The following is a 19,703-nucleotide window of genomic DNA, read 5'->3' on the forward strand; positions in this document are numbered from 1 at the left end:
GTGGTCAACTTGTATTCGAATTGTAATACGACTGTAAAATAACTGGATGAAACTTCATGTATAATAAGTGCAGAAAACCAAATACGGAGGATTTTTTAATGAATAAAAAGCTGATCGCGACAATCGTAACAGTAGCTAGTTTATTTTTAGCGTTTAGTTTCTCACATGGAGCAAGTGCAAAAAAAGTAAGCGGCAATATTACTTGGTATAATGGTGTCGGTAAAAAAGGCGCAGATGGAAAAAAACTCGGTCATTGGGATGCAGCAACTAAAATGGGATTTGACGTACCGAAAAAAGGTACAAAACTAAGAGTGACAACAAAAGCGAAACCACATAAAGTGATTACAGTATATAAATATGATGTTGGTAGAATGCCAAACGCTGTATTAGACGTAAGTCCGAAAGCATTCAAAGCACTTGGGTATAAAACAAGTAAAGGTGTCGTAAAAGGGCATTACACTTATTAATACATAGGCATGCAAAGAAGCGGGAAAAGTTCATTTTCTGGCTTCTTTTCTTGTAGAAAGGGTCTGAAAGGCAATGAAAAAAACAACACGGTGGATCATCACGGTCATTGGCGTCGCAGTGATTGCGGCAGTCATTTTCTTCATGATGAAGCCGGATCAAGAGGCGAAACATGTGGGGAAAGTCAAAACGAATCAAGATGCAAAAGACGAATTGCTTGTTTCATTTACAGATCGGCAGTTAAACAATACATATTACCTGCACGATCGGGCGCTCCATACGGAAAAACTGACAGCCTATCCTTCGATTGCTTATGATTCTACGAAACAGCTTTTATATTACACGTATACGGATGAAGACACGCAAAAAGTGAATATTCGGGAATTGAATGTGAAAAATGATCAAGAAAAAACGCTGTTTACTAGTGACGATTCAATTGACAGTATGAGGCTGTCTGGTGACGGAAAGCAGTTATTTCTAAGGTATAACAAGGATTCTGGGGAACAATTTTATGTCGCTTCTTTTGATTTGAAAAAACACAAAGTGAAGATGTTGTATCCAGAAAAAAGCAAGGATGATACGGTGAGTTCTTTTGCCTATGATCCGACTTCAAACCTTTTGGCCGTCCAGCATTTATCATTAAAAGAAGATTATCAGAAGACGGATGAAGCGAATGAAAAAGGGACGGATCCTAAACCAACGACCATGAAGATCACCCTTCAAACAGATGAGAAGGGGAAACGTATTGCACGGATTTCACAAACGATCAATGATATTTCATTTTCACCAGATCACAAGAAATTGATTTATACAGAAGTGAAGGTTCGAAACGAAAAAGAAATATCCTCTATTAAGATGCTTGATGTAGAAACGGGGAAAACGACGACACTCGTTAAAAACAGCCAGGATGTTCATATTTTAAGTGCTGCACAGCCGCAATTTTCTATGGATGGGACATCTGTTTATTTCTTAGGTGTTGCAAAGAACGCTAAGGAATTAAAGGATGACACTGGAAGAAAGGCGAAGGTAAGGACCATTTTTGAATATGATATCAAGAAGAAAACAGTAGAATCCGCTTGGGAGAAGGATGGCGGGATCATTAACAATTTCACTGTCAATCGATAAAGGATGCGTTCAGTTATTTTATATAACTGGACGTTTTTTTATTTTGGCATTTGATATGCCGGAGAATATGTGAATTCATGAAATGAAAGTCGTTTTTTAAAAAGAAAAACGAGGGGCATTTTCGTATTTTGCTGGTGTGACAGAGGAGAAGAAAGAGAGTAAAATGAATGGAAATAAAAAAACGAGAGGACAGATGGCTTCTCGTTTTATCTTATTTGTTTGGTGTTTTCGTCTAGTAAGTTTTGAAAAATAAACAGGGCATTAATGGAATGAGGAAATCCAGCAACCTTTGTACAGTGCTTAATAATCTCCATGACCTCTATGACAGAGAGACCGATATGTAATGCTTGTTCAAAATGAGACTTTAGTTCTTCCTCACAATTGCCTTTTGTGATGAGGGCAGATAATGTGCTGATTGCCTTCTGTTTATCATCTAATATGAAGTGATTGAATTCTTTTTGTTCACCGAGTTCAATTGTTAGTTGTTCAATGTTTGACCGAATGCTCTCATTTTCATGAATTGAAAGCTTCTCTATGTTACCTGCCGCTGTTTCTTGTTTGACCTGGCAAGTCTTTTTTTCTTCATTCAAATTGAACTCCTCCGTTTTTTATCGCAATTTTCCATTTGTTTGTTCAATGTTCCTTATGTGCCTTTTGATAGATGTAATGGGTATATAGTATTACTATCGGTTTGCTGCGTCAACTTTTTAAGTGTTGCATGTACAAATAAATGCCAATTCACGCGATACATTGTTCAATTTTCTAATGAATCAATGAAAAGGAAATAAAGGGCTAATGTATCGATGTCCGTTAGCCCTTTGCGATCATCTGCTTAATACATGTTTCTACGTATGTGACGGTAGATTGGTTTCATTTTACCGAATGATATCCATCGGCCGCATCATGTCATAATCTTCGTGCTCTAAAATATGGCAATGCCACACATACCGACCGCTGTATGGGACAAAGCGAGCGATGATTCGAATGACTTCACCGGCATGCGCCTGAATGGTGTCCTTGTAGCCTTGTTCATGTAAAGGAGGTGCTTCATTTGGTCCTGTATACACGATTTCTCCTGTCGATTGATAGACCTCTGTATCAAATGGTCTTCTGTCTATCACCCTGAATTGAACAAGGTGTAAATGAATGGGGTGTGTGCCCCTTGTTGGGTTGACGATGGACCAAACCTCTACACTGCCAAGTCGGGGATTTTCCGTGACGGGATCATTCCAAAACTGGTTATCTAGTAATAAAATAGGGCGGCCATATTTATCCTGCGTGCCGCTAAGTGTGAGCGTACGCTCTTTATCAGCTCGACTCGGCCGAAGCGGTGGCAGCGGTTTGAAGATTGGACGTAATGATTTAGGTGCTCTCCCTTTTAGCGGACGTGTGACTTTAAACTGCATCATGTTCGCATCTGTTTCTGAATTCACTTCTTGGCCGCAGCCTGCTTTATTTTTTAGAATAATTGTTTTGTTTTCATAAGCTGAAAAGTCGATGATGACATCGAAACGTTCAGCAGGTGCAATGCTAAAGGACTGGTGATGAACAGGTCTTGGCAAAAAGCCGCCATCAGATCCAATTTGCAAGATCGTGGCATCGTTGTCTAGATGCAGCTCGTAAGTTCTTGTATTGGATGCATTTAACATGCGAAAACGGTATTTTCGCGGCTCTACTTCTAAATACGGCCATACTTTTCCATTAACCAGTATCGTTTTCCCGCAAAAAAAGGGGACGATGGAGGGGTCTGGAATGTCACTGTCCTCCGGCGTGTTGTTTGGTGTGCTTGGATAAAACAGTGCGCCATCCTCCTGAAACGTACGGTCCATGATCATTAAAGGAATGTCATACTCATCTTTCGGTAATTCTAACGACTTTTCAAACGCATCTGAGATTAAGTAAAACCCAGCTAAGCCGGCGTATACATTTAATCGTGTTAATGCCATTGCATGATCGTGATACCACAATGTGCATGCTTGCTGATGATTTGGGTATTCGTAAATCTGCCGTTCAAAGAAGGGGCCTGTCGCTTCAAAGTCTCGTGAAAACCAAGCCTCTGGATAACCGTCACTGCTTGCTGGTGTGACCCCGCCATGCAAATGAACGACGGTTTTGACTTCTGGTTCGTCATGATGGCCTTCGTGAATGGTGTGATCGACCGGCAGAAAATGCTTAAGCGGCAATTTGTTCATCCATTTTACTTTAACCTTTTCATTTCGATTTGCTTTAATGGTTGGACCAGGCAAACTGCCATTATAGGTCCATAGCTTAGTTGGGGGCAGGTCTCTATGAACTTTTAAGAACACTTCCTCCATAGCGATTTCATAATACGTTTGTCTTGGGTTCTTTTTGACGGGCTCCGCGACTTCTGGAATGGGCAGCTCGTCAACAAATTTTTCTAGGTTCATGTTTACTAATCCTCACTTAAAATCCAATTTGATACATTATAAGTGCGGACATCAAAATAGGTGAATAAAATAAAAAAACCGCTTTTCAGCGGGAGAATTAAGGTTGTTTATTTTCAAGCGCCGCATTTGCAGGTACTTTTTTATTCGGTTTAAAAATGAAATAGGCGGCTAGCACACCAAAGGTAATGATACTCGTCAAAATGAGCTGTGGTCTCATCGATTCGATAAACAGCATAGAAGCTAAAATTGCGCAAATGACCAAAATGGTAAAGTACGTGAGGTATGGGAACAGCCACATTTTGATTTTGAGTTGTTCTGGATTTTCTTTTTCGATTTTACGACGCATTCTTAATTGCGAAACGGCAATGACCAAGTAGACAAGAAGTGCAATGGCACCAGATGCATTGACTAAGAACAAAAAGATGGTTTCAGGATAAAAGTAGTTCATCATGACGGCAATATAGGAAAAGAAGGTCCCTGCGACTGTAGCCGCTATAGGAACACCACGCTTGCTGATCTTCATAAAGCGTTTCGGCGCTTCGCCTCTTTCCGCTAATGAATAAAGCATTCTGGACGTTGTGTACAAGCCGGAGTTTAAACAAGAAAGAACGGCTGTTAAGACAATGACGTTCATGACCTGAGCGGCTGATGGGACGCCGATGTATTCTAATACCGCAACGAATGGGCTTGTTAAAATACTCGCTGAATCCCATGGAAGCAACGTGACAACGACAGCGATCGATCCAACGTAGAAGATGATAATACGCCATACAACAGAGCGAGTAGCCGTTGTAACAGATTTGACAGGGTCAGCTGATTCACCGGCCGCAATTGCCACAATTTCGGTTCCCATGAAGGAAAAGATGACGACGACGATCCCGAGTAAAACAGAGCTGAATCCGTTTGGAAGGAAACCGCCGTTCCCCGTTAAATTCGCAAGACCTGCAGTATGATGTCCGCCAAAACCAAAGATAAATGCAAAACCAATGAGGAGAAAGAGAATAATGCTGACGACTTTAATTAATGAAAACCAATATTCAAATTCGCCAAAAGATTTAACAGAAAAGATATTTGTTAATGTTAAGAGGATTGTGAGAATAAGACTTGTGAGCCAAACAGGTGCATCTGCATACCAATATTGAATAATGGCAGCACCGGCAATGGCCTCGATGGCGATGACGATGACCCAGAAGAACCAGTAAAGCCAGCCGATTGTAAAACCAGCCCATGGGCCGATGGCGTCGCTTGCATATTGTGAGAAAGAACCGCTTGTCGGATAGGCACACGCCATTTCTCCAAGCATCCTCATAATAAAGATGACCAGAAGTCCGGCAAATGAATAGGAAAGAATGGATCCAGGCCCTGCAGAATGAATGACAGCGCCGCTACCAACAAATAGCCCTGCCCCAATGACCCCGGCAATGGAGATCATTGAAATATGTCTTGTCTTAAGGTTTTTTTGAAGACCGTTTGTCATGTTGGACATTTCTTTACCTCCAAACACTTCTCTTCGATAGAGAATTTGTTTTTAGAATATTTTAAATTTTATCATACTGAATTGTCATTCAGCATTGGACAGGTTATCAAACTGACATTTCAAACCTCTTAACATGATGTTAAAAAGTATAAAGGATTTGAGAGATTATGTTCCCTCTTTTTCCTCAGCTCATTCTTAAAAATGGTATAAAAAAGAAGAGGAGAAAGTTGTGTCTTGAAATAAAAATATTCCGATAATTAATTAAAAGGGTGATTATGCTTATATGCAAATGTCGGAGTGTATTGGAAAAAGGTTGATAGGAGTAGGTCTTGAGGTCAATTGACCTTATAAAAATAAGTTTGCTTAGGTCAACACATTTCTATGTATCCTATTTTGCTGACGCAAGCGAATCATGTTGCTGTAGACCCACACGGGCTTTGCTTTGTAAGATAAATAATAGAAAAGTGATGTGTGAGGAGGCTCTGTTCGATATGGAGCGCTATAACGAATTAAGACAAGGTGAAACAGGTGCTTGGGTCAGCATTATTGCCTATGTGATCTTATCTGCAGTCAAACTCATCATTGGGTATGTGTTTCATTCAGAAGCTCTTTCGGCAGATGGATTGAATAATACGACAGATATTATTGCATCTCTTGCCGTGTTGATTGGGCTGCGTATTTCTCAGAAGCCGCCTGATGAAGATCATCCATATGGTCATTTTAGAGCAGAAAATATTGCGTCACTTGTGGCTTCCTTTATTATGATGCTTGTTGGGCTTCAGGTTCTGCTGAGTGCAGGCCAGTCGCTTTTCTCATCTAAGCACCAAACGCCTGATATGATCGCGGCTTGGACGGCAGCAGGAAGTGCTGTTGTGATGTACGGTGTGTATATATACAACCGCAATCTGTCCAAACGAATCAATAGCCAGGCACTTCATGCGGCAGCTGCTGATAATAAATCAGATGCGTATGTGAGCATCGGGACATTTATAGGGATCATCGCCTCCCAATTTGAGCTGGCATGGATTGATACGCTTGCTGCGTTTGTTATTGGCTTAATTATTTGTAAAACGGCGTGGGAAATTTTCAGAGATGCCTCTCATTCGTTAACTGACGGTTTTCATATAAAAGATATGTCAAAATATAAAGAGACCATTGAGGAGACACCAGGAGTGGGCGATTTGAAAGATATTAAGGCCCGTTATCTTGGAAGCACGGTCCATGTGGATGTAGTAGTTGAGGTAGAGCCGCATTTGAACATTGCAGAAAGCCATGATATTGCAGATGAAATCGAACGTAGAATGAAAAAAGAACATGATATCTTACATTCTCATGTTCATATGGAGCCAGCAAGTGCGCCTAAAGAAGAAAAGAAGTCTTTTCCATCGTGAGAAGGCTTCTTTTCTTTTTTCTGACGTGTTGATGTTTTATGCAAACGCGCGTTGTATGGTAAAGTTAGACTATATGAAAATTGACAGAAACGTGATAGGAGGATCAGGATGGCATTTGATGAACCAATGCATTCAGATTTACAAAAAATCGTAGATAACATCAATAAAGTCATGGTTGGGAAAAAAGACATTGCGATATTAAGCCTTGTGGCGATTTTGGCGAAGGGGCATGTGTTATTAGAGGATGTGCCTGGCGTTGGGAAGACGATGATGGTTCGTGCTTTGGCAAAATCAATTGGCTGTGAGTTTAAGCGAATCCAATTCACCCCTGACCTTTTGCCTTCAGATGTGACAGGTGTGTCGATTTATAATAAAAAGACAAATGAATTTGAATTCAGGCAAGGACCGATTATGGGGCAGATTATTTTGGCGGATGAGATCAACCGGACCTCTCCTAAAACACAATCAGCACTGCTTGAAGCGATGGAAGAGGGCAGTGTCACAGTGGACGGAGAAACGATGCCGCTTGCGGATCCTTTCTTTGTCATGGCCACGCAAAACCCGGTGGAGTATGAAGGAACCTATCCACTGCCAGAAGCGCAAATGGACCGGTTTTTATTCAAGCTGCAGATGGGGTATCCGACCATGCTGGAGGAGCTAGAGGTGCTCAACTTGCAGGAGAAGCAATCTCCGATCGATACGCTTCAGGCTGTGATGGCGAAGGAGCATATCCATGCTTTGCAGCAAGCCGTTCAGAAAGTGCATGTGGATGCATCCATTAAAGAATATATTGTGGAAATCGCCCAAGAGACGCGCAATCACCCATCTGTTTATTTAGGCGTTAGTCCAAGGGGATCGATTGCACTCATGAAAGCGGCTCAGGCGTATGCGCTTTTGAATCAGCGGGATTATGTGATTCCAGATGATGTACAGTATTTAGCGCCTTATACATTGCCGCATCGAATGATTTTGACATCAGAAGCGACGTATGAAGGGAAGAAGGCGGAGACACTGCTGCGACAGCTGCTTGAGCAAATTGGCGTACCAGTTCAAAAGTCGATGACTCAATGAAGTCACAAGACCGTTTAGCTGTTTCATTATGGTTACGGGTGATCATGCTCATCATCCTCACTGTGGCAGCCTTTTGCTATGCCATGTTTCAGGGCGGCTTTGTGAGCTGGTTCCTTTTTTATGCATTTTTACCATATGCTTTGTATGCTTTGCTGTTTGCGCTCGTTCCGCTTCGCGCGACAGCCAAAAGGACAGTGCAGCATACCCGGTTGAAGGCGGGGGATGTGCTGTCTGTTGACCTTGAAATGAAGCGGACGAATCCATTTCCGTACGTTTATGTCATTATTGAGGATGATCCCCCGGATACTTTCCACTTGCAGGAACAGATTGAAATGAAGCAAATGCTGTTTCCATGGTTTCGGAAAACGTGGCGATTTTCTTATCAATTGAATGATATCGTGCGGGGGGAGCACCATTTGACAGCAGTCAGAATCAAAACGGGTGATATGTTTGGTTTTGTTGAAAAAGAAGTGATCCTTCCGTTAGAGAAAAAGCTCCTTGTCTATCCAAAAATGCTAGATCTTCCGGTGGAGTCTGCTGATTCAGTGAATGAAAATGGAGGCAAAGCCGTTCACTCTTGGGTAAATGAACCGACCAATGTGACAACAGGTGTGCGTGAATACCAGCAAGGAGACCGTTTTGCTTGGGTGGACTGGAAGACGACGGCCAGAAGAGGTCAGCTGATGACAAAGGAGTTTGAACAGAATCAGACAAAGGATCTTGTGGTGTTTGCTGATTTTACGGATGAAGCTGTTTTTGAGACGGTGGTGTCTATTGCGGCATCTGTTCTCCAAACGGCTGTGAAAAAAGGGGTGCCGGCAGGTCTCGTTCCTTTTGGAGATCAACATGCATTTCGAGTGGACCAAGGAGAACTTCATTTACAGGACATGCTTTATTATTTAACAAGAGTGCAGCATCAGCCTTCTCGCGCACTAGAATATAAATTGTTAGCAGCTAGTGAGTACCAGTACACCGGAAAATATGTCATTACGGGTCAGCTGCAGGAGGAGCTTGCTGCCAGTCTTCTTGGGAATCGAAACAAAAAGAACATCACCGTTCTTTTAGTGAAGAGAGCCATTGATCGATTGACGACAAAAGAAAAACAGCTTGTGGACCGGCTAAAAGCTTCTGGAATACGCACTACACTTTTATTTGAAGACCGGCTGCACGAAAGAACTGTGAGGTGACAAACATTTATGCTGCATACTCATCAGCGGCAAAGCCGTTTTGAGTTGTTCATCTATTATTTTGTAGCATTTCTGCTGCTTTGGGAGTGGCTTCGTCCGCTTCAAGATTTTACGGAGACGAGTCATACGTCTTATTTCATCATTTTTATAGGGCTTACGTGTTTGTTTACATTCTTTCGTCTGAAGTGGTATGTGACGTTTCCTATTTGTGCTGGACTGATCTTGCTTGCCTTATATTTGATCTTTTATCAATCAGAGCCAGGCTATCCGGCTGCTTTGTTTGCTGATATCAAAGATAATATCACTTTCATGAGCACAGGAATGTGGAGTGACATGTATCCGTCTTTCCGCACATTGCTGTTTTATATTTTGCTTTGGCTGCTTGTCTATTTGCTTCATTATTGGGTGGTTTATCAGCAGCGCATCTTTTTCTTTTTACTCATGACGATTGTGTATGTCACGATTCTTGATACGTTTACGCCTTATGACGCGACCTTTGCCATCGTTCGAATTATGGTGTTTGGCTTTTGTTTACTTGGATTGCTATATTTCGATCGACTGCGTTCAGCAGAAGGTGTGCGGGTATCACAGAAAGCGCGTCTTCACTGGTTTTTGCCCATGCTGGCACTTGTCCTCGTATCAGCGTCACTCGGTGCTTCTTTGCCAAAGTCTGATCCGAAATGGCCCGATCCTGTACCGTTTTTTAAGGCGGTCACGAATCAAGATAACGCAGCCGGGCAGAATAAGGTGGGTTATAGTGCGGATGATTCGTCGCTTGGCGGGCCGTTTAGTGAGGACCGTACACCGGTGTTTAAATGGAGCGGAAAGGAGCCGTCTTATTTCCGTGTAGAAACAAAAAGCATTTACACGGGGAAAGGTTGGGAGGACGCGTCAAATGATACTAAGCCTACTCGGTTAAAAGACGACGATGTTCCGAATCGGTGGTTTACCGAGCGTGTGAAAACAGAGGTGCATGAAACGAGAGTCGATATGGAATCGGATTATCGATTTAATCATGCTGTCTATCCAATTGGCACGATCACACTGACGCCAATGGAAAACATCCCGCTGCAAATGATGGGCAAGACGGAAAAAATTGTACCGTCTATTCAAAACCCGCCCAAAAATTTAGGGAACTATCAAGTCAGCTTCTTATCACCTACATTTATCCTTGAGGACTTACAGCGGATCAAAGTGCCGACTAAGAAGCAGGTGAATCAACAGGTCGGACGTGAATACTTGCAGCTCCCTTCCTCATTGCCAGAGCGTGTGAAAACATTGGCAAACAGCTTAACTGAAACAAAGGAGAATATGTATGACAAGGCAAAAGCGATTGAGGATTACTTAGGATCTGCGAAGTTTTCATATGAAACGCAAAATGTCGCCGTGCCGGGACGGAATGAAGATTATGTGGATCAATTTTTATTTGATACGATGATTGGCTACTGTGATAATTTTTCAACCTCTATGATTGTGATGCTTCGTTCGATCGGTATTCCGGCGAGATGGGTAAAAGGGTATACGTCTGGTCAGTTATATGAAACACTGATGGATGGAAACAATGTGTATGAAGTGACCAATAACAATGCACATTCATGGGTAGAGGTCTATTTTCCAAACCGAGGCTGGGTGACTTTTGAACCGACAAAAGGGTTTACAAACCCAGAGACATTGACAAATGAAACCGCTGCTAGCGATCAAACGGATGATCAAAAGGAAGAAGAAGATCAGCCTAGTTCTGATGCAAGCGAAGATCAGCAGCCGCAGCAGCAGGAGACGGAGCAGCCGACAGAGCCAAAGGAACAAACAGCACAAACAAAGCCAAGTATGGTGCATGTTGGTTCGATCTTGGGGTATGCGGGAGGTGCTGTCGTCCTTCTTGGGTTCATCAGCTGGGTGCTTTATCGATTCAGGGCAAGATGGCTGCCATTCTTTATTGTACGAAAGGTGAAACGTCTGCCAGATGAGGAGGCATTCTTCTATGCGTACGCTGCCCTGTTAAAGCAGCTGAAGCGCAGGGGGATCGAGAAGAAGCCAGGCATGACGTTAAGAGAATTCGCTTCTGCGATGGATGGCAAGGGTGGAGATCGTCACATGTCAGAGCTGACACAGCTTTATGAGCGGGCGCTCTATCGAAGAGAAGATGCATCAGCGCTTTGGCGGCAATCCGCAAAGTTATGGGAAAATTTAATAAACAGGAGATAGTCTTGACCGCGTACCTTCCTGTTGTTAGAATAGGTGAATATTAAAACCTTCTAAAATACATGAAATTGAAGCGTTCGGATGTGAGTCTGGGCGCTTCAAAAGCGTGATTTCACACTGAGAGCAGGTTTTCTCCTCTCATTTTTTCTGTGCGTTTATAAAAACTATATTGGACATAGAGGTGACACCATGACAAATTTAGTAAATGAAATGATTTTGGTTCTCGATTTCGGCAGTCAGTACAATCAGCTGATCACACGCCGTATTCGTGAATTTGGTGTGTACAGTGAGCTTCATCCGCACACTTTAACTGCTGAAGAAATTAAAGAAATGGCGCCTAAAGGAATCATCCTTTCTGGCGGACCGAACAGTGTGTATGATGAAGGATCTTTCCGCTGTGATGAAAAGATTTTTGATCTAGACATTCCGGTTCTAGGCATTTGCTACGGCATGCAGCTCATGACTCACTATTTAGGCGGGAAAGTAGAAGCGGCTAGCCAGCGTGAATATGGAAAAGCAGATATCCATATTAACGGAACTCCTGCTTTATTCAAAGATCTTCCGACTGATCAAGTCGTTTGGATGAGCCATGGTGACCTCGTTGTTGAAGTACCAGAAGGCTTTACAGTGGATGCAACAAGTGCACATTGTCCAAACTCAGCGATGAGCTTTGCTGAGAAGAATTTCTATGGCGTTCAGTTCCACCCAGAGGTACGTCACTCTGAGTACGGCAACGACCTATTGAAAAACTTTGTCTTCGGTGTGTGTGATTGTGATGGCAAATGGTCAATGGAGAACTTCATTGAAATCGAAATGCAGAAAATCCGTGAAACAGTAGGCGACAAACAAGTATTGTGCGCACTAAGCGGCGGTGTGGATTCATCTGTTGTGGCTGTATTGATCCACAAAGCAATCGGCGATCAGTTGACATGTATTTTCGTTGACCACGGTCTTCTTCGCAAAGGCGAAGCAGAAGGGGTGATGAAAACATTTAGCGAAGGTTTCAACATGAACGTGATTAAAGTAGATGCGAAAGATCGTTTCTTAAACAAGCTAAAAGGTGTGTCTGATCCTGAGCAAAAACGTAAAATCATCGGTAACGAATTCATCTATGTATTCGATGATGAATCGGACAAGCTAAAAGGAATCGACTACTTAGCACAAGGAACCCTTTACACAGATATCATTGAGAGCGGAACAGCAACGGCACAAACAATCAAATCTCACCACAACGTAGGCGGTCTTCCAGAAGACATGCAGTTCGAATTGATTGAGCCTTTGAATACGCTATTTAAGGATGAAGTCCGTGCCCTAGGTTCAGAGCTTGGTATTCCTGATGACATCGTCTGGAGACAGCCATTCCCAGGTCCAGGACTAGGTATCCGTGTACTAGGTGAAATTTCTGAAGAAAAACTAGAAATCGTCCGTGAATCGGATGCGATTCTACGCGAAGAAATTGCCAACTTCGGCCTTGAACGCGACATCTGGCAATACTTCACGGTTCTCCCAGACATCCGCAGCGTAGGCGTCATGGGTGACGCAAGAACATACGACTACACAATCGGCATCCGTGCTGTAACTTCTATTGATGGTATGACGAGTGACTGGGCAAGAATCCCATGGGATGTGCTTGAAAAGATCTCAACTCGTATCGTGAATGAAGTGAAGCATATTAACCGCGTGGTGTATGATATTACGAGTAAGCCGCCTGCTACGATTGAGTGGGAGTAGACTTCCAAGAATTGAATGATTAAAGGTGCTGAGAAAGCAGTCGTATCAAAGGTTTGAACAGTTTGTGTGTGGATAGGGTACTATTCACCCGCAGCAATCTTTTTTCAAAATGAGACTCTCTTTTATTCACATTATTTGTGAAAAAGGAGGGTCTTTTTTATGACTGAAATTACAGAACTACTAGATGATTTTAAAATGAAAAAGATCATCATCATTAGGATAAGCCGCGATTCAAGATCGTGGCTTATCTTCTTGTGTTTTCCCATGTTCGGAGCAGTTGAATTTAAGTACATTCACCTAACATAGTGCATAGGATAATTTGATAAGCTGTGAAGGGATTGAGAAAAATGTATTACTATCCAAATATGTATCCATATCAATATCCTTATTATGTTCATGTACCAATGAATAACTATAGCAGACAGTCTGTTTATTGGAATATTCCTGTTGAGGGACATGCAAACAGTTCTTTTCGTTTTTCCAATGGTGATGCTGCAAGCATTTTATCAAAAGATTATGGAGCAGAACCGTTTGCCGTTAATATCAATGAGGCTACAAAGAAAAACAATACGTACCGTACCGCCTTATGGACAGGAACTCATTTGCAAGTTACCTTAATGAGTCTCAATGCTGGCGAAGATATCGGTTTGGAAATGCACCCTAACGTTGACCAATTCTTACGTGTTGAACAAGGTCAGGGGATTGTTCAAATGGGCAAAAGGAAAGATAAATTAAATTTTAGAAGAAATATCTATGATGATACTGCAATACTGATACCTGCTGGAACATGGCACAATGTAACCAATACAGGTAATGTTCCGCTTAAACTTTATTCAATATATGCTCCTCCTAACCACCCGTTTGGTACTATTCATGTAACAAAGGCAGATGCAGTGGCTGCGGAAGAAGGTGACGGTCACGGCAATGAAAATACAGTTATTTTTGGCAGAACTCCAGATGAATGGATAAAGCACACGGAATTTTTGGTAAATGAAGGGTTAGAGGATGTTAAAAAAGGAATAAATGCTACACACATTCTCCAAGAATTTATTCTAATGGGCGTTCTTGTAGGAAAAGGGTATTCTCCCGAAAATGCATATGAAACAGTAGAAGAATGGGAACGTACAGGAGAATCTAAACTTCTTCAGCAAAGTAAAAATATGTAGGATTAGAGTAAATGCATATAGTGAGGAGAAAAAAACTCTTGATAAAAGATTTACTTAACCATTGCTAGATTTAGGTTCTACTAGTTAACAATACAAAAGGAGTATGATTCCATAAATATAATCATACTCCTTTTTCTGTATTTAAAACTAATGAAAAAAGGATTCCATTGGAAAAGTTATTCATGTAAATTGACATCATTACACCTTCACCTAAAAGGTTCCCGCGAGACCTCTTTCAAATGCTGCAAAATGATTCAAAGAGGCGTTACGAAGTTGTGAAAAAACTGTTCTCGAAAGAGATCAATGTTCAATCCTTTTAAGTGGTAAGGCTGATTTGTTAGATGACCTTTGAAGACGTCATCATGTCTTCTAGAGATTTCCCCCCACATTCTTTCACCCTCAAGATCCTCTTGTTCAGTCTCGCCTAAAAAGATTAATTTGACCGTATCTCCGGTCTTTAATATATCGGTTATTTGTTTGCTGGGTCTGTAAAAAGTATAAGGAAATGCAGCGCTTTTTTCGTGAACGTTGTCTAAACGCCATGACATGTGTAAACCGCCTTTCGGTTGTTTGGTCGTGCTATTCTACATGAAAATATCTGAAATGATTTTGATTTGTCTACTTGTCTAACACGATTGATCATATCATGATTGTGAAAACACTGAAAATTTTCAACCAATATAACCATTAGCTTGGATTACCCTTTGTTTTGTGGATGATTTTTTATCAAATAAAACAATTTAGCACAAATGATCAAAAAAAAGAGGGAGTAAGTTATAAAATATAAAGGTATAGGGGGGAGAAACAATGGATTACTATGAGAGAATACAACATTCAATTGAGTTTATTGAGAAGAATCTGCAAAACGATATGAGTATAAATGATATATCCTCGAAATCCTGGTTTTCAACGTTTCATTTTCAGCGTCTTTTTCAAGCCATTACAGGTTTTTCTGTGCAAGAGTATATCAGGAATAGAAGGCTTACAGAAGCTGCTAGGTTACTGAAAGAAACAAAACAGAATGTCTTAGATATAGCGGTTACTTTCCAGTATGGTTCTCAAGAAGCGTTTACTCGTGCCTTTGTACATTTTTTTGGTATGACACCTGGTAGGTATCGAAAAGAGGAGATTGTGTTAAAGCAACAACACAAAATGAACTTTTTGGAGTACCAATATAAGCTAGAAGGTGAATTCAATATGAATAAACCCGTTATCACTCAATTAAACAAAATTTATATGATTGGTTACGAGTATAGAACGAATCTGTATAACGAGAATTATTTCACTGAAATTCCATCGTTTTATATTGATTTTGGAAAAAAGGAGTATTATAAACGTATTCCTAAGAAAATAGCACCTCATATGGCTTACGGTGTATCTACTCATTTTCAAGATGATGGCCGTTTTTCGTTTGTTGTTGGAGAAGAAGTTGAGGAATCCAATATAGAATTAGAAGAAGGATTTGTACAATTGGTCATTCCTGAGGGGAAATATGCAGCATTTAAAGTGAGTGGAAGCAATGAATTGGTGCAAAACACCAGGAGGTATATCTATGGAAGCTGGCTGCCACATTCAAATTATGAAAGAGCGGATGGACCAGACTTTGAAATAACAGATGTCTTACATTCGACGTACCCAAATGATATGAAAATGAGAATCTATATTCCAATTGAGGGATAGCCAAGGGGGTCATGAGATGAGAATGGAAAGCATTTTTGAGACTTTTCCTGTATTAGCATCAAAGAATCTATTATTTAAAAAAATTGATGAGAGCCACTTACAAGAATTATATGCAATTTACGACAATGATAAGGTCTTCCGGTATTGTGGGATCATTCCTAAGCATCATCTCCAAACGGTAAAAAAGATGATCGGTCATTTTGAGCGAGATTATACTAAGAAAAGCAGAGTGAAGTGGGGAATCTTTCAAAAGGACAAGCCTCATACGCTAGTTGGCATTATTGAAACAATGGACATCAATCAAAAAGTGAATGCGGTGACGATTGGTTATTTCTTGGCGGAGAATCATTGGGGCAAGGGCATCGCAACAGAAGCTGTCTCTACACTAGTGAAATTTCTGTTTGAAGAGGTTGATATCAACAGAATTCAAGCGGAGGTCATGCCGGCAAACGAGATATCAAAAAAAGTTCTTTTGAAAAATGGTTTTATCAAAGAAGGACTGCTTAGACAAGCTGTTTTATGGTCTGGCAAAGGAGTTATTGATTTAGAAATATATAGCATTTTGAAAGAGGATTACATGAATGAATAAGCTCGATAACATGATGCTGATATGACACTTAGGGTATCAGCTTTTTGTTATGATCCCATTTTTGTGTATTTGGGAATCCCTTTTAGAAAATAAAAAAGCGAGGCCTGTGCTCGCTTATTATTGTTTATATCATTTCGTTGGAAAATCGAATTTGCCTATCTTTCAGTTCATCATAAAATGTGAAGTGTTGTAACTTCAATTCTTCACAGATTTTTTTGATGATCCATTTGCCTCGTTCTTCAATCTTAAGATTTACTTTATGTAGGTACTCAATTTAATTCCTCTTGATTTTGAGGGGTTAGTCGTTTGGGTTTCCCTATGCTTAAGAAATGGCCTTCCCAAAATTCACTCACTGTCCATTCTTCATCATTGTTTACATATGGTTGAAGAAAGTATGTTTCGATGAAATTTTTCCAACATCCCATTGATTTGAAAAGATAAAAGAATGATTGTAATGTCACATCCCAATAATCTTGAGAGAAATTGTATCGACCAATATTCATCCAATGAGGTATTACAGTGAAATTTCCAATACTATGAGATAAAGCAGCGAATTTTTCAAACGCTGAAATATTATTTTTAACCAGTTCAAAATCTCTAAAGTTGTCATTAGAAATCAATAAATGACATTGATTTTTAAGAGCTTTTTGTGGATTAACTCCAATTTTATTGTAAACTGTGGTTTTATTATTTGAGCTAATCACGCGTTGGAAATGTTTGTGGAAAGTTGATTTTGTTCATTTGGTTATCCTCCATGCGATGTTTTTTGTTCTGTACATGCCTTACAATAAAAAACCCCTTCATTTCTCAGCCAAGCCTTCACCTCCGTCATCCCTCTTCTCTTTGGGTAGATCAGCTTGACGTACACTTCTTCGTTTCCTTCTATCATTTTCTTACAGCTAGTACACGTAGGTTCTTCGAATCGAAACAATCGGCATACTCCTTTTTGTAGATATTTCTTCCATTATATCAAATGTTTAATTTGATCTTTCGACTCATTTCTTCACTTTTTCTGTTTTTGTCCGACATATGCTAAGTAAAATAAATTTCCGTTTGTTGAAACCGTTTGTGAGAAACTTTGCTCTAACAGGTGTAGGAGGTGTGAGTGAGATGAAGCAAGTGCGTCTAATTAAAAAAGCACAAAAAGGGAATGTCCCAGCATTTGAGAAATTAATGCTGATGTATCAAGAGCGTTTATATAAAACCGCTTTTCTCTATACAAGAAATAAAGAGGATTCGTTAGATGCTGTTCAAGAGACGGTCATTAAAGCGTTTAAACATTTATCTGGATTAAAAGAATCGGCTTATTTTTCTACCTGGCTGACGCGGATTTTGATTCATACGATTTTTGCGATGAAGAAAAAGCAGCAAGATGTTGTTCCGTTTGAACAGCAGCATGAAAGCGTTGAGCGTCATGATTTTTTGGAAGACAAGCTAGATTTAAAACATGCACTTGATGTGTTAGATGAGCAATACCAGGTTGTCATTCAGCTATTTTATTTTCAAGATTATTCGATTTCGATGATTTCTGAGCAGATGGGTATGCCTGAAGGAACGGTCAAAACTCATTTGTATCGCGCAAGAAAGTTATTAAAGCAAACGTTAGAAGAGGAGGAGAGTGTCGATGGAACGAAAAGAAATGAAAAAGCTTTATGATGAGATTGAAGTACCAATGGTTGAAGTAACTTCTGCGGTTCGCCGAGCAATAGGAGATGTGAAAGCGGAAAAGAAAAGACGTTGGTTCAAATGGAATTGGAGAACGCCAATTTACTCTGCCATCGCTCTCATCGTTCTTTACTTTTCATCAGGTTTCCTTTTTCCTTCTCTTAATACAGCAATGGCACGTGTACCTATTATTGGGCAGTTTTATATGATGTTTCACGATAAAGTAGGAATGTCTCTTTTTCAGAGTGAGTTGGTGAAGCATGTCAATGAGGGGGCTGAATCAAGAGGGGTTACTGTGAAAGTAAACAGTGTGTACTATGATGCCGGGCGGCTTGTTTATACGTTTACAGTAGAGAATTTCCATACAAATGAAGATGTTGTATCTTTTAGAGTAAATGCAGAAAAAATCGATGGAAACTTTCAACTGAATTATGATAAAACAGAGTTGAAAAAATTAAAAGATGGCCGCTATGTTGGGCAGACGGAAGTCTATACAAATGGACAAACGATCAAACAAGGTCAGCAAGTACCGCTTGTTATTTCGAAGATTGGGGATATTGTAGGAAATTGGCGCTTCAAGTTACCTGTGGTCAAGCAAAAAACCACTTTATTAGCGGGACAAAAAGACGTGTCTATTTTAAATGGACGTTATCAAATAAGAAACGTAAAGGTAGAAAATGGAGTGAATGGCTCTGCTATTCAATATGCCATTGATTACAATGGTTTTGCCAAAGATGATAGAGTTAGTATTGATGGAATGAAGGATAATTTAGGGAATGAGTATGAGCTTGAGATTGGAACCGTTTTAAGAAAAAAACAACTGACTCCTGACAAAACTAGAAAAGATCATTTGACGATTTTGAATCAGCCGATCAATCCAAAGGCGACTGAATTGACATTTTACACAGATGTGAGAAATGAACGAGAATACAGCCACATCATTCCTCTCGAGACAAAGCTGCCTATTCAGTTCAAAACAAAACACCATGGCATCGGAATCCAAATTAATAAGATAGAGCAAAAAGACCGTTCTGTGATTGTTGATTATCAATTTACTGGAGTAGATCAAAAAGAATTAGATCAGGATGTGATGGAGAATATAGGTGAATTCATTGGATTAGGCGATGTTGAAAAGATGAAATCATGGCCCGATCCACAAGCAGACTATGAAAGCGGATATTACTTGAAGGGGAACCATGCGAAGGTGACGAATTTAAAGACAGCTTCCATGCAATCCACCTTTGAATTTGATGATAAGAATTTAGAGACTTTATCATTAAACCATTTTTCTTTTAAAGAATATGGGCTTTATCTTGATTTGTCAGAACTGAACATGTTGGCACCACAGAAAGCGATAAAGGTAACCATTCCAGTCAAAAAAGAAACATCAAAAGCTAGTCAATAAATAAGAGAGCGAACATGGTTATACATGTTCGCTCAGGCTGTCGAGAAAATCTCGACAGCTTTATTTTTCCCTTAAAATTTACATCTCCTCATTTTATAATAGAGAAAAGCCGACTAAAGGAAGGTGTTTTTCTCATGTTCC

The 19,703-nt window shown here is 40.4% G+C and carries 18 protein-coding genes; 12 read left to right on the plus strand and 6 right to left on the minus strand.

The features are described from left to right. The first annotated feature begins 98 nt into the window (after positions 1-98). Positions 99-467, plus strand: coding sequence for an RlpA-like double-psi beta-barrel domain-containing protein (locus ACSLGF_RS17180; RefSeq protein ID WP_003213878.1), 369 nt, complete (start codon positions 99-101; stop codon positions 465-467). Positions 468-540: 73 nt separating this feature from the next. After that, entirely contained in the window at positions 541-1,590 is a 1,050-nt protein-coding gene (locus tag ACSLGF_RS17185; protein ID WP_456007410.1) for a hypothetical protein, read from the plus strand. Positions 1,591-1,796: 206 nt separating this feature from the next. Here the strand turns inward: ACSLGF_RS17185 and ACSLGF_RS17190 are convergent, their stop codons facing one another. The 3 genes from ACSLGF_RS17190 to gabP all read right to left on the minus strand — a co-directional run bounded on the left by ACSLGF_RS17190 (position 1,797) and on the right by gabP (position 5,484). Further along, on the minus strand, positions 1,797-2,180 hold the full coding sequence (locus ACSLGF_RS17190; RefSeq protein WP_456007412.1) for a carboxymuconolactone decarboxylase family protein: 384 nt from the start codon (positions 2,178-2,180) through the stop codon (positions 1,797-1,799). Positions 2,181-2,465: 285 nt separating this feature from the next. After that, positions 2,466-3,998, minus strand: coding sequence for a multicopper oxidase family protein (locus ACSLGF_RS17195; protein WP_456007414.1), 1,533 nt, complete (start codon positions 3,996-3,998; stop codon positions 2,466-2,468). 97 nt (positions 3,999-4,095) lie between these two features. Further along, entirely contained in the window at positions 4,096-5,484 is a 1,389-nt protein-coding gene (gene gabP / locus ACSLGF_RS17200) for a GABA permease (protein ID WP_456007416.1), read from the minus strand. 482 nt (positions 5,485-5,966) lie between these two features. Between gabP and ACSLGF_RS17205 the strand changes: the two genes are divergently transcribed. The 6 genes from ACSLGF_RS17205 to ACSLGF_RS17230 all read left to right on the plus strand — a co-directional run bounded on the left by ACSLGF_RS17205 (position 5,967) and on the right by ACSLGF_RS17230 (position 14,223). After that, positions 5,967-6,866 carry a cation diffusion facilitator family transporter gene (locus ACSLGF_RS17205; protein ID WP_456007418.1) on the plus strand — a complete coding sequence of 300 codons (900 nt, stop codon included), beginning with the start codon at positions 5,967-5,969 and terminating at the stop codon, positions 6,864-6,866. A 108-nt stretch (positions 6,867-6,974) separates the two neighbouring features. Further along, positions 6,975-7,937: an AAA family ATPase gene (locus ACSLGF_RS17210; protein WP_456007420.1), complete on the plus strand. Its 963-nt coding sequence runs from the start codon at positions 6,975-6,977 to the stop codon at positions 7,935-7,937. Next, the gene (locus ACSLGF_RS17215) at positions 7,934-9,124 is read left to right on the plus strand and encodes a DUF58 domain-containing protein (protein WP_456007422.1); all 1,191 of its coding nucleotides are present in this window, start codon (positions 7,934-7,936) and stop codon (positions 9,122-9,124) included. Before ACSLGF_RS17210 ends, ACSLGF_RS17215 begins: the two co-directional genes overlap by 4 nt. 9 nt (positions 9,125-9,133) lie before the next feature. Beyond that, on the plus strand, positions 9,134-11,329 hold the full coding sequence (locus ACSLGF_RS17220) for a transglutaminase TgpA family protein (RefSeq protein WP_456007424.1): 2,196 nt from the start codon (positions 9,134-9,136) through the stop codon (positions 11,327-11,329). A 186-nt stretch (positions 11,330-11,515) separates the two neighbouring features. After that, positions 11,516-13,057 (plus strand): glutamine-hydrolyzing GMP synthase, encoded by a 1,542-nt coding sequence (gene guaA / locus ACSLGF_RS17225; RefSeq protein WP_456007426.1) that lies wholly within the window; start codon positions 11,516-11,518, stop codon positions 13,055-13,057. 347 nt (positions 13,058-13,404) lie between these two features. After that, positions 13,405-14,223, plus strand: a complete 819-nt coding sequence (locus ACSLGF_RS17230) for a cupin domain-containing protein (RefSeq protein WP_456007428.1) — start codon at positions 13,405-13,407, stop codon at positions 14,221-14,223. 254 nt (positions 14,224-14,477) lie between these two features. Here the strand turns inward: ACSLGF_RS17230 and ACSLGF_RS17235 are convergent, their stop codons facing one another. Further along, positions 14,478-14,771: a hypothetical protein gene (locus ACSLGF_RS17235; RefSeq protein WP_456007430.1), complete on the minus strand. Its 294-nt coding sequence runs from the start codon at positions 14,769-14,771 to the stop codon at positions 14,478-14,480. A gap of 259 nt (positions 14,772-15,030) precedes the next feature. Between ACSLGF_RS17235 and ACSLGF_RS17240 the strand changes: the two genes are divergently transcribed. Continuing rightward, a complete protein-coding gene (locus tag ACSLGF_RS17240; RefSeq protein WP_456007433.1) occupies positions 15,031-15,903 on the plus strand; it encodes an AraC family transcriptional regulator in 873 nt (290 codons plus the stop codon). Positions 15,904-15,919: 16 nt separating this feature from the next. Beyond that, positions 15,920-16,492 carry a GNAT family N-acetyltransferase gene (locus ACSLGF_RS17245; RefSeq protein ID WP_456007435.1) on the plus strand — a complete coding sequence of 191 codons (573 nt, stop codon included), beginning with the start codon at positions 15,920-15,922 and terminating at the stop codon, positions 16,490-16,492. Between the two features lie 269 nt (positions 16,493-16,761). Here ACSLGF_RS17245 and ACSLGF_RS17250 read toward each other — a convergent pair whose 3' ends face one another. After that, complete coding sequence (locus ACSLGF_RS17250; RefSeq protein WP_456007437.1) at positions 16,762-17,196, minus strand: hypothetical protein; 435 nt, start codon at positions 17,194-17,196, stop codon at positions 16,762-16,764. Between the two features lie 41 nt (positions 17,197-17,237). Next, the gene (locus ACSLGF_RS17255; protein ID WP_456007439.1) at positions 17,238-17,423 is read right to left on the minus strand and encodes a Fe3+ hydroxamate ABC transporter substrate-binding protein; all 186 of its coding nucleotides are present in this window, start codon (positions 17,421-17,423) and stop codon (positions 17,238-17,240) included. Positions 17,424-17,602: 179 nt separating this feature from the next. Here ACSLGF_RS17255 and ACSLGF_RS17260 point away from each other — a divergent pair, with 179 nt between their 5' ends. Both ACSLGF_RS17260 and ACSLGF_RS17265 read left to right on the plus strand, forming a co-directional pair. Continuing rightward, on the plus strand, positions 17,603-18,148 hold the full coding sequence (locus tag ACSLGF_RS17260; RefSeq protein WP_456007441.1) for a sigma-70 family RNA polymerase sigma factor: 546 nt from the start codon (positions 17,603-17,605) through the stop codon (positions 18,146-18,148). Beyond that, positions 18,117-19,562 carry a DUF4179 domain-containing protein gene (locus tag ACSLGF_RS17265; protein ID WP_456007443.1) on the plus strand — a complete coding sequence of 482 codons (1,446 nt, stop codon included), beginning with the start codon at positions 18,117-18,119 and terminating at the stop codon, positions 19,560-19,562. The genes ACSLGF_RS17260 and ACSLGF_RS17265 overlap by 32 nt, the downstream gene beginning before the upstream one ends. The last annotated feature ends 141 nt before the right edge of the window (positions 19,563-19,703 follow it).

The sequence above is a fragment of the Bacillus sp. A015 genome, assembly GCF_053851875.1.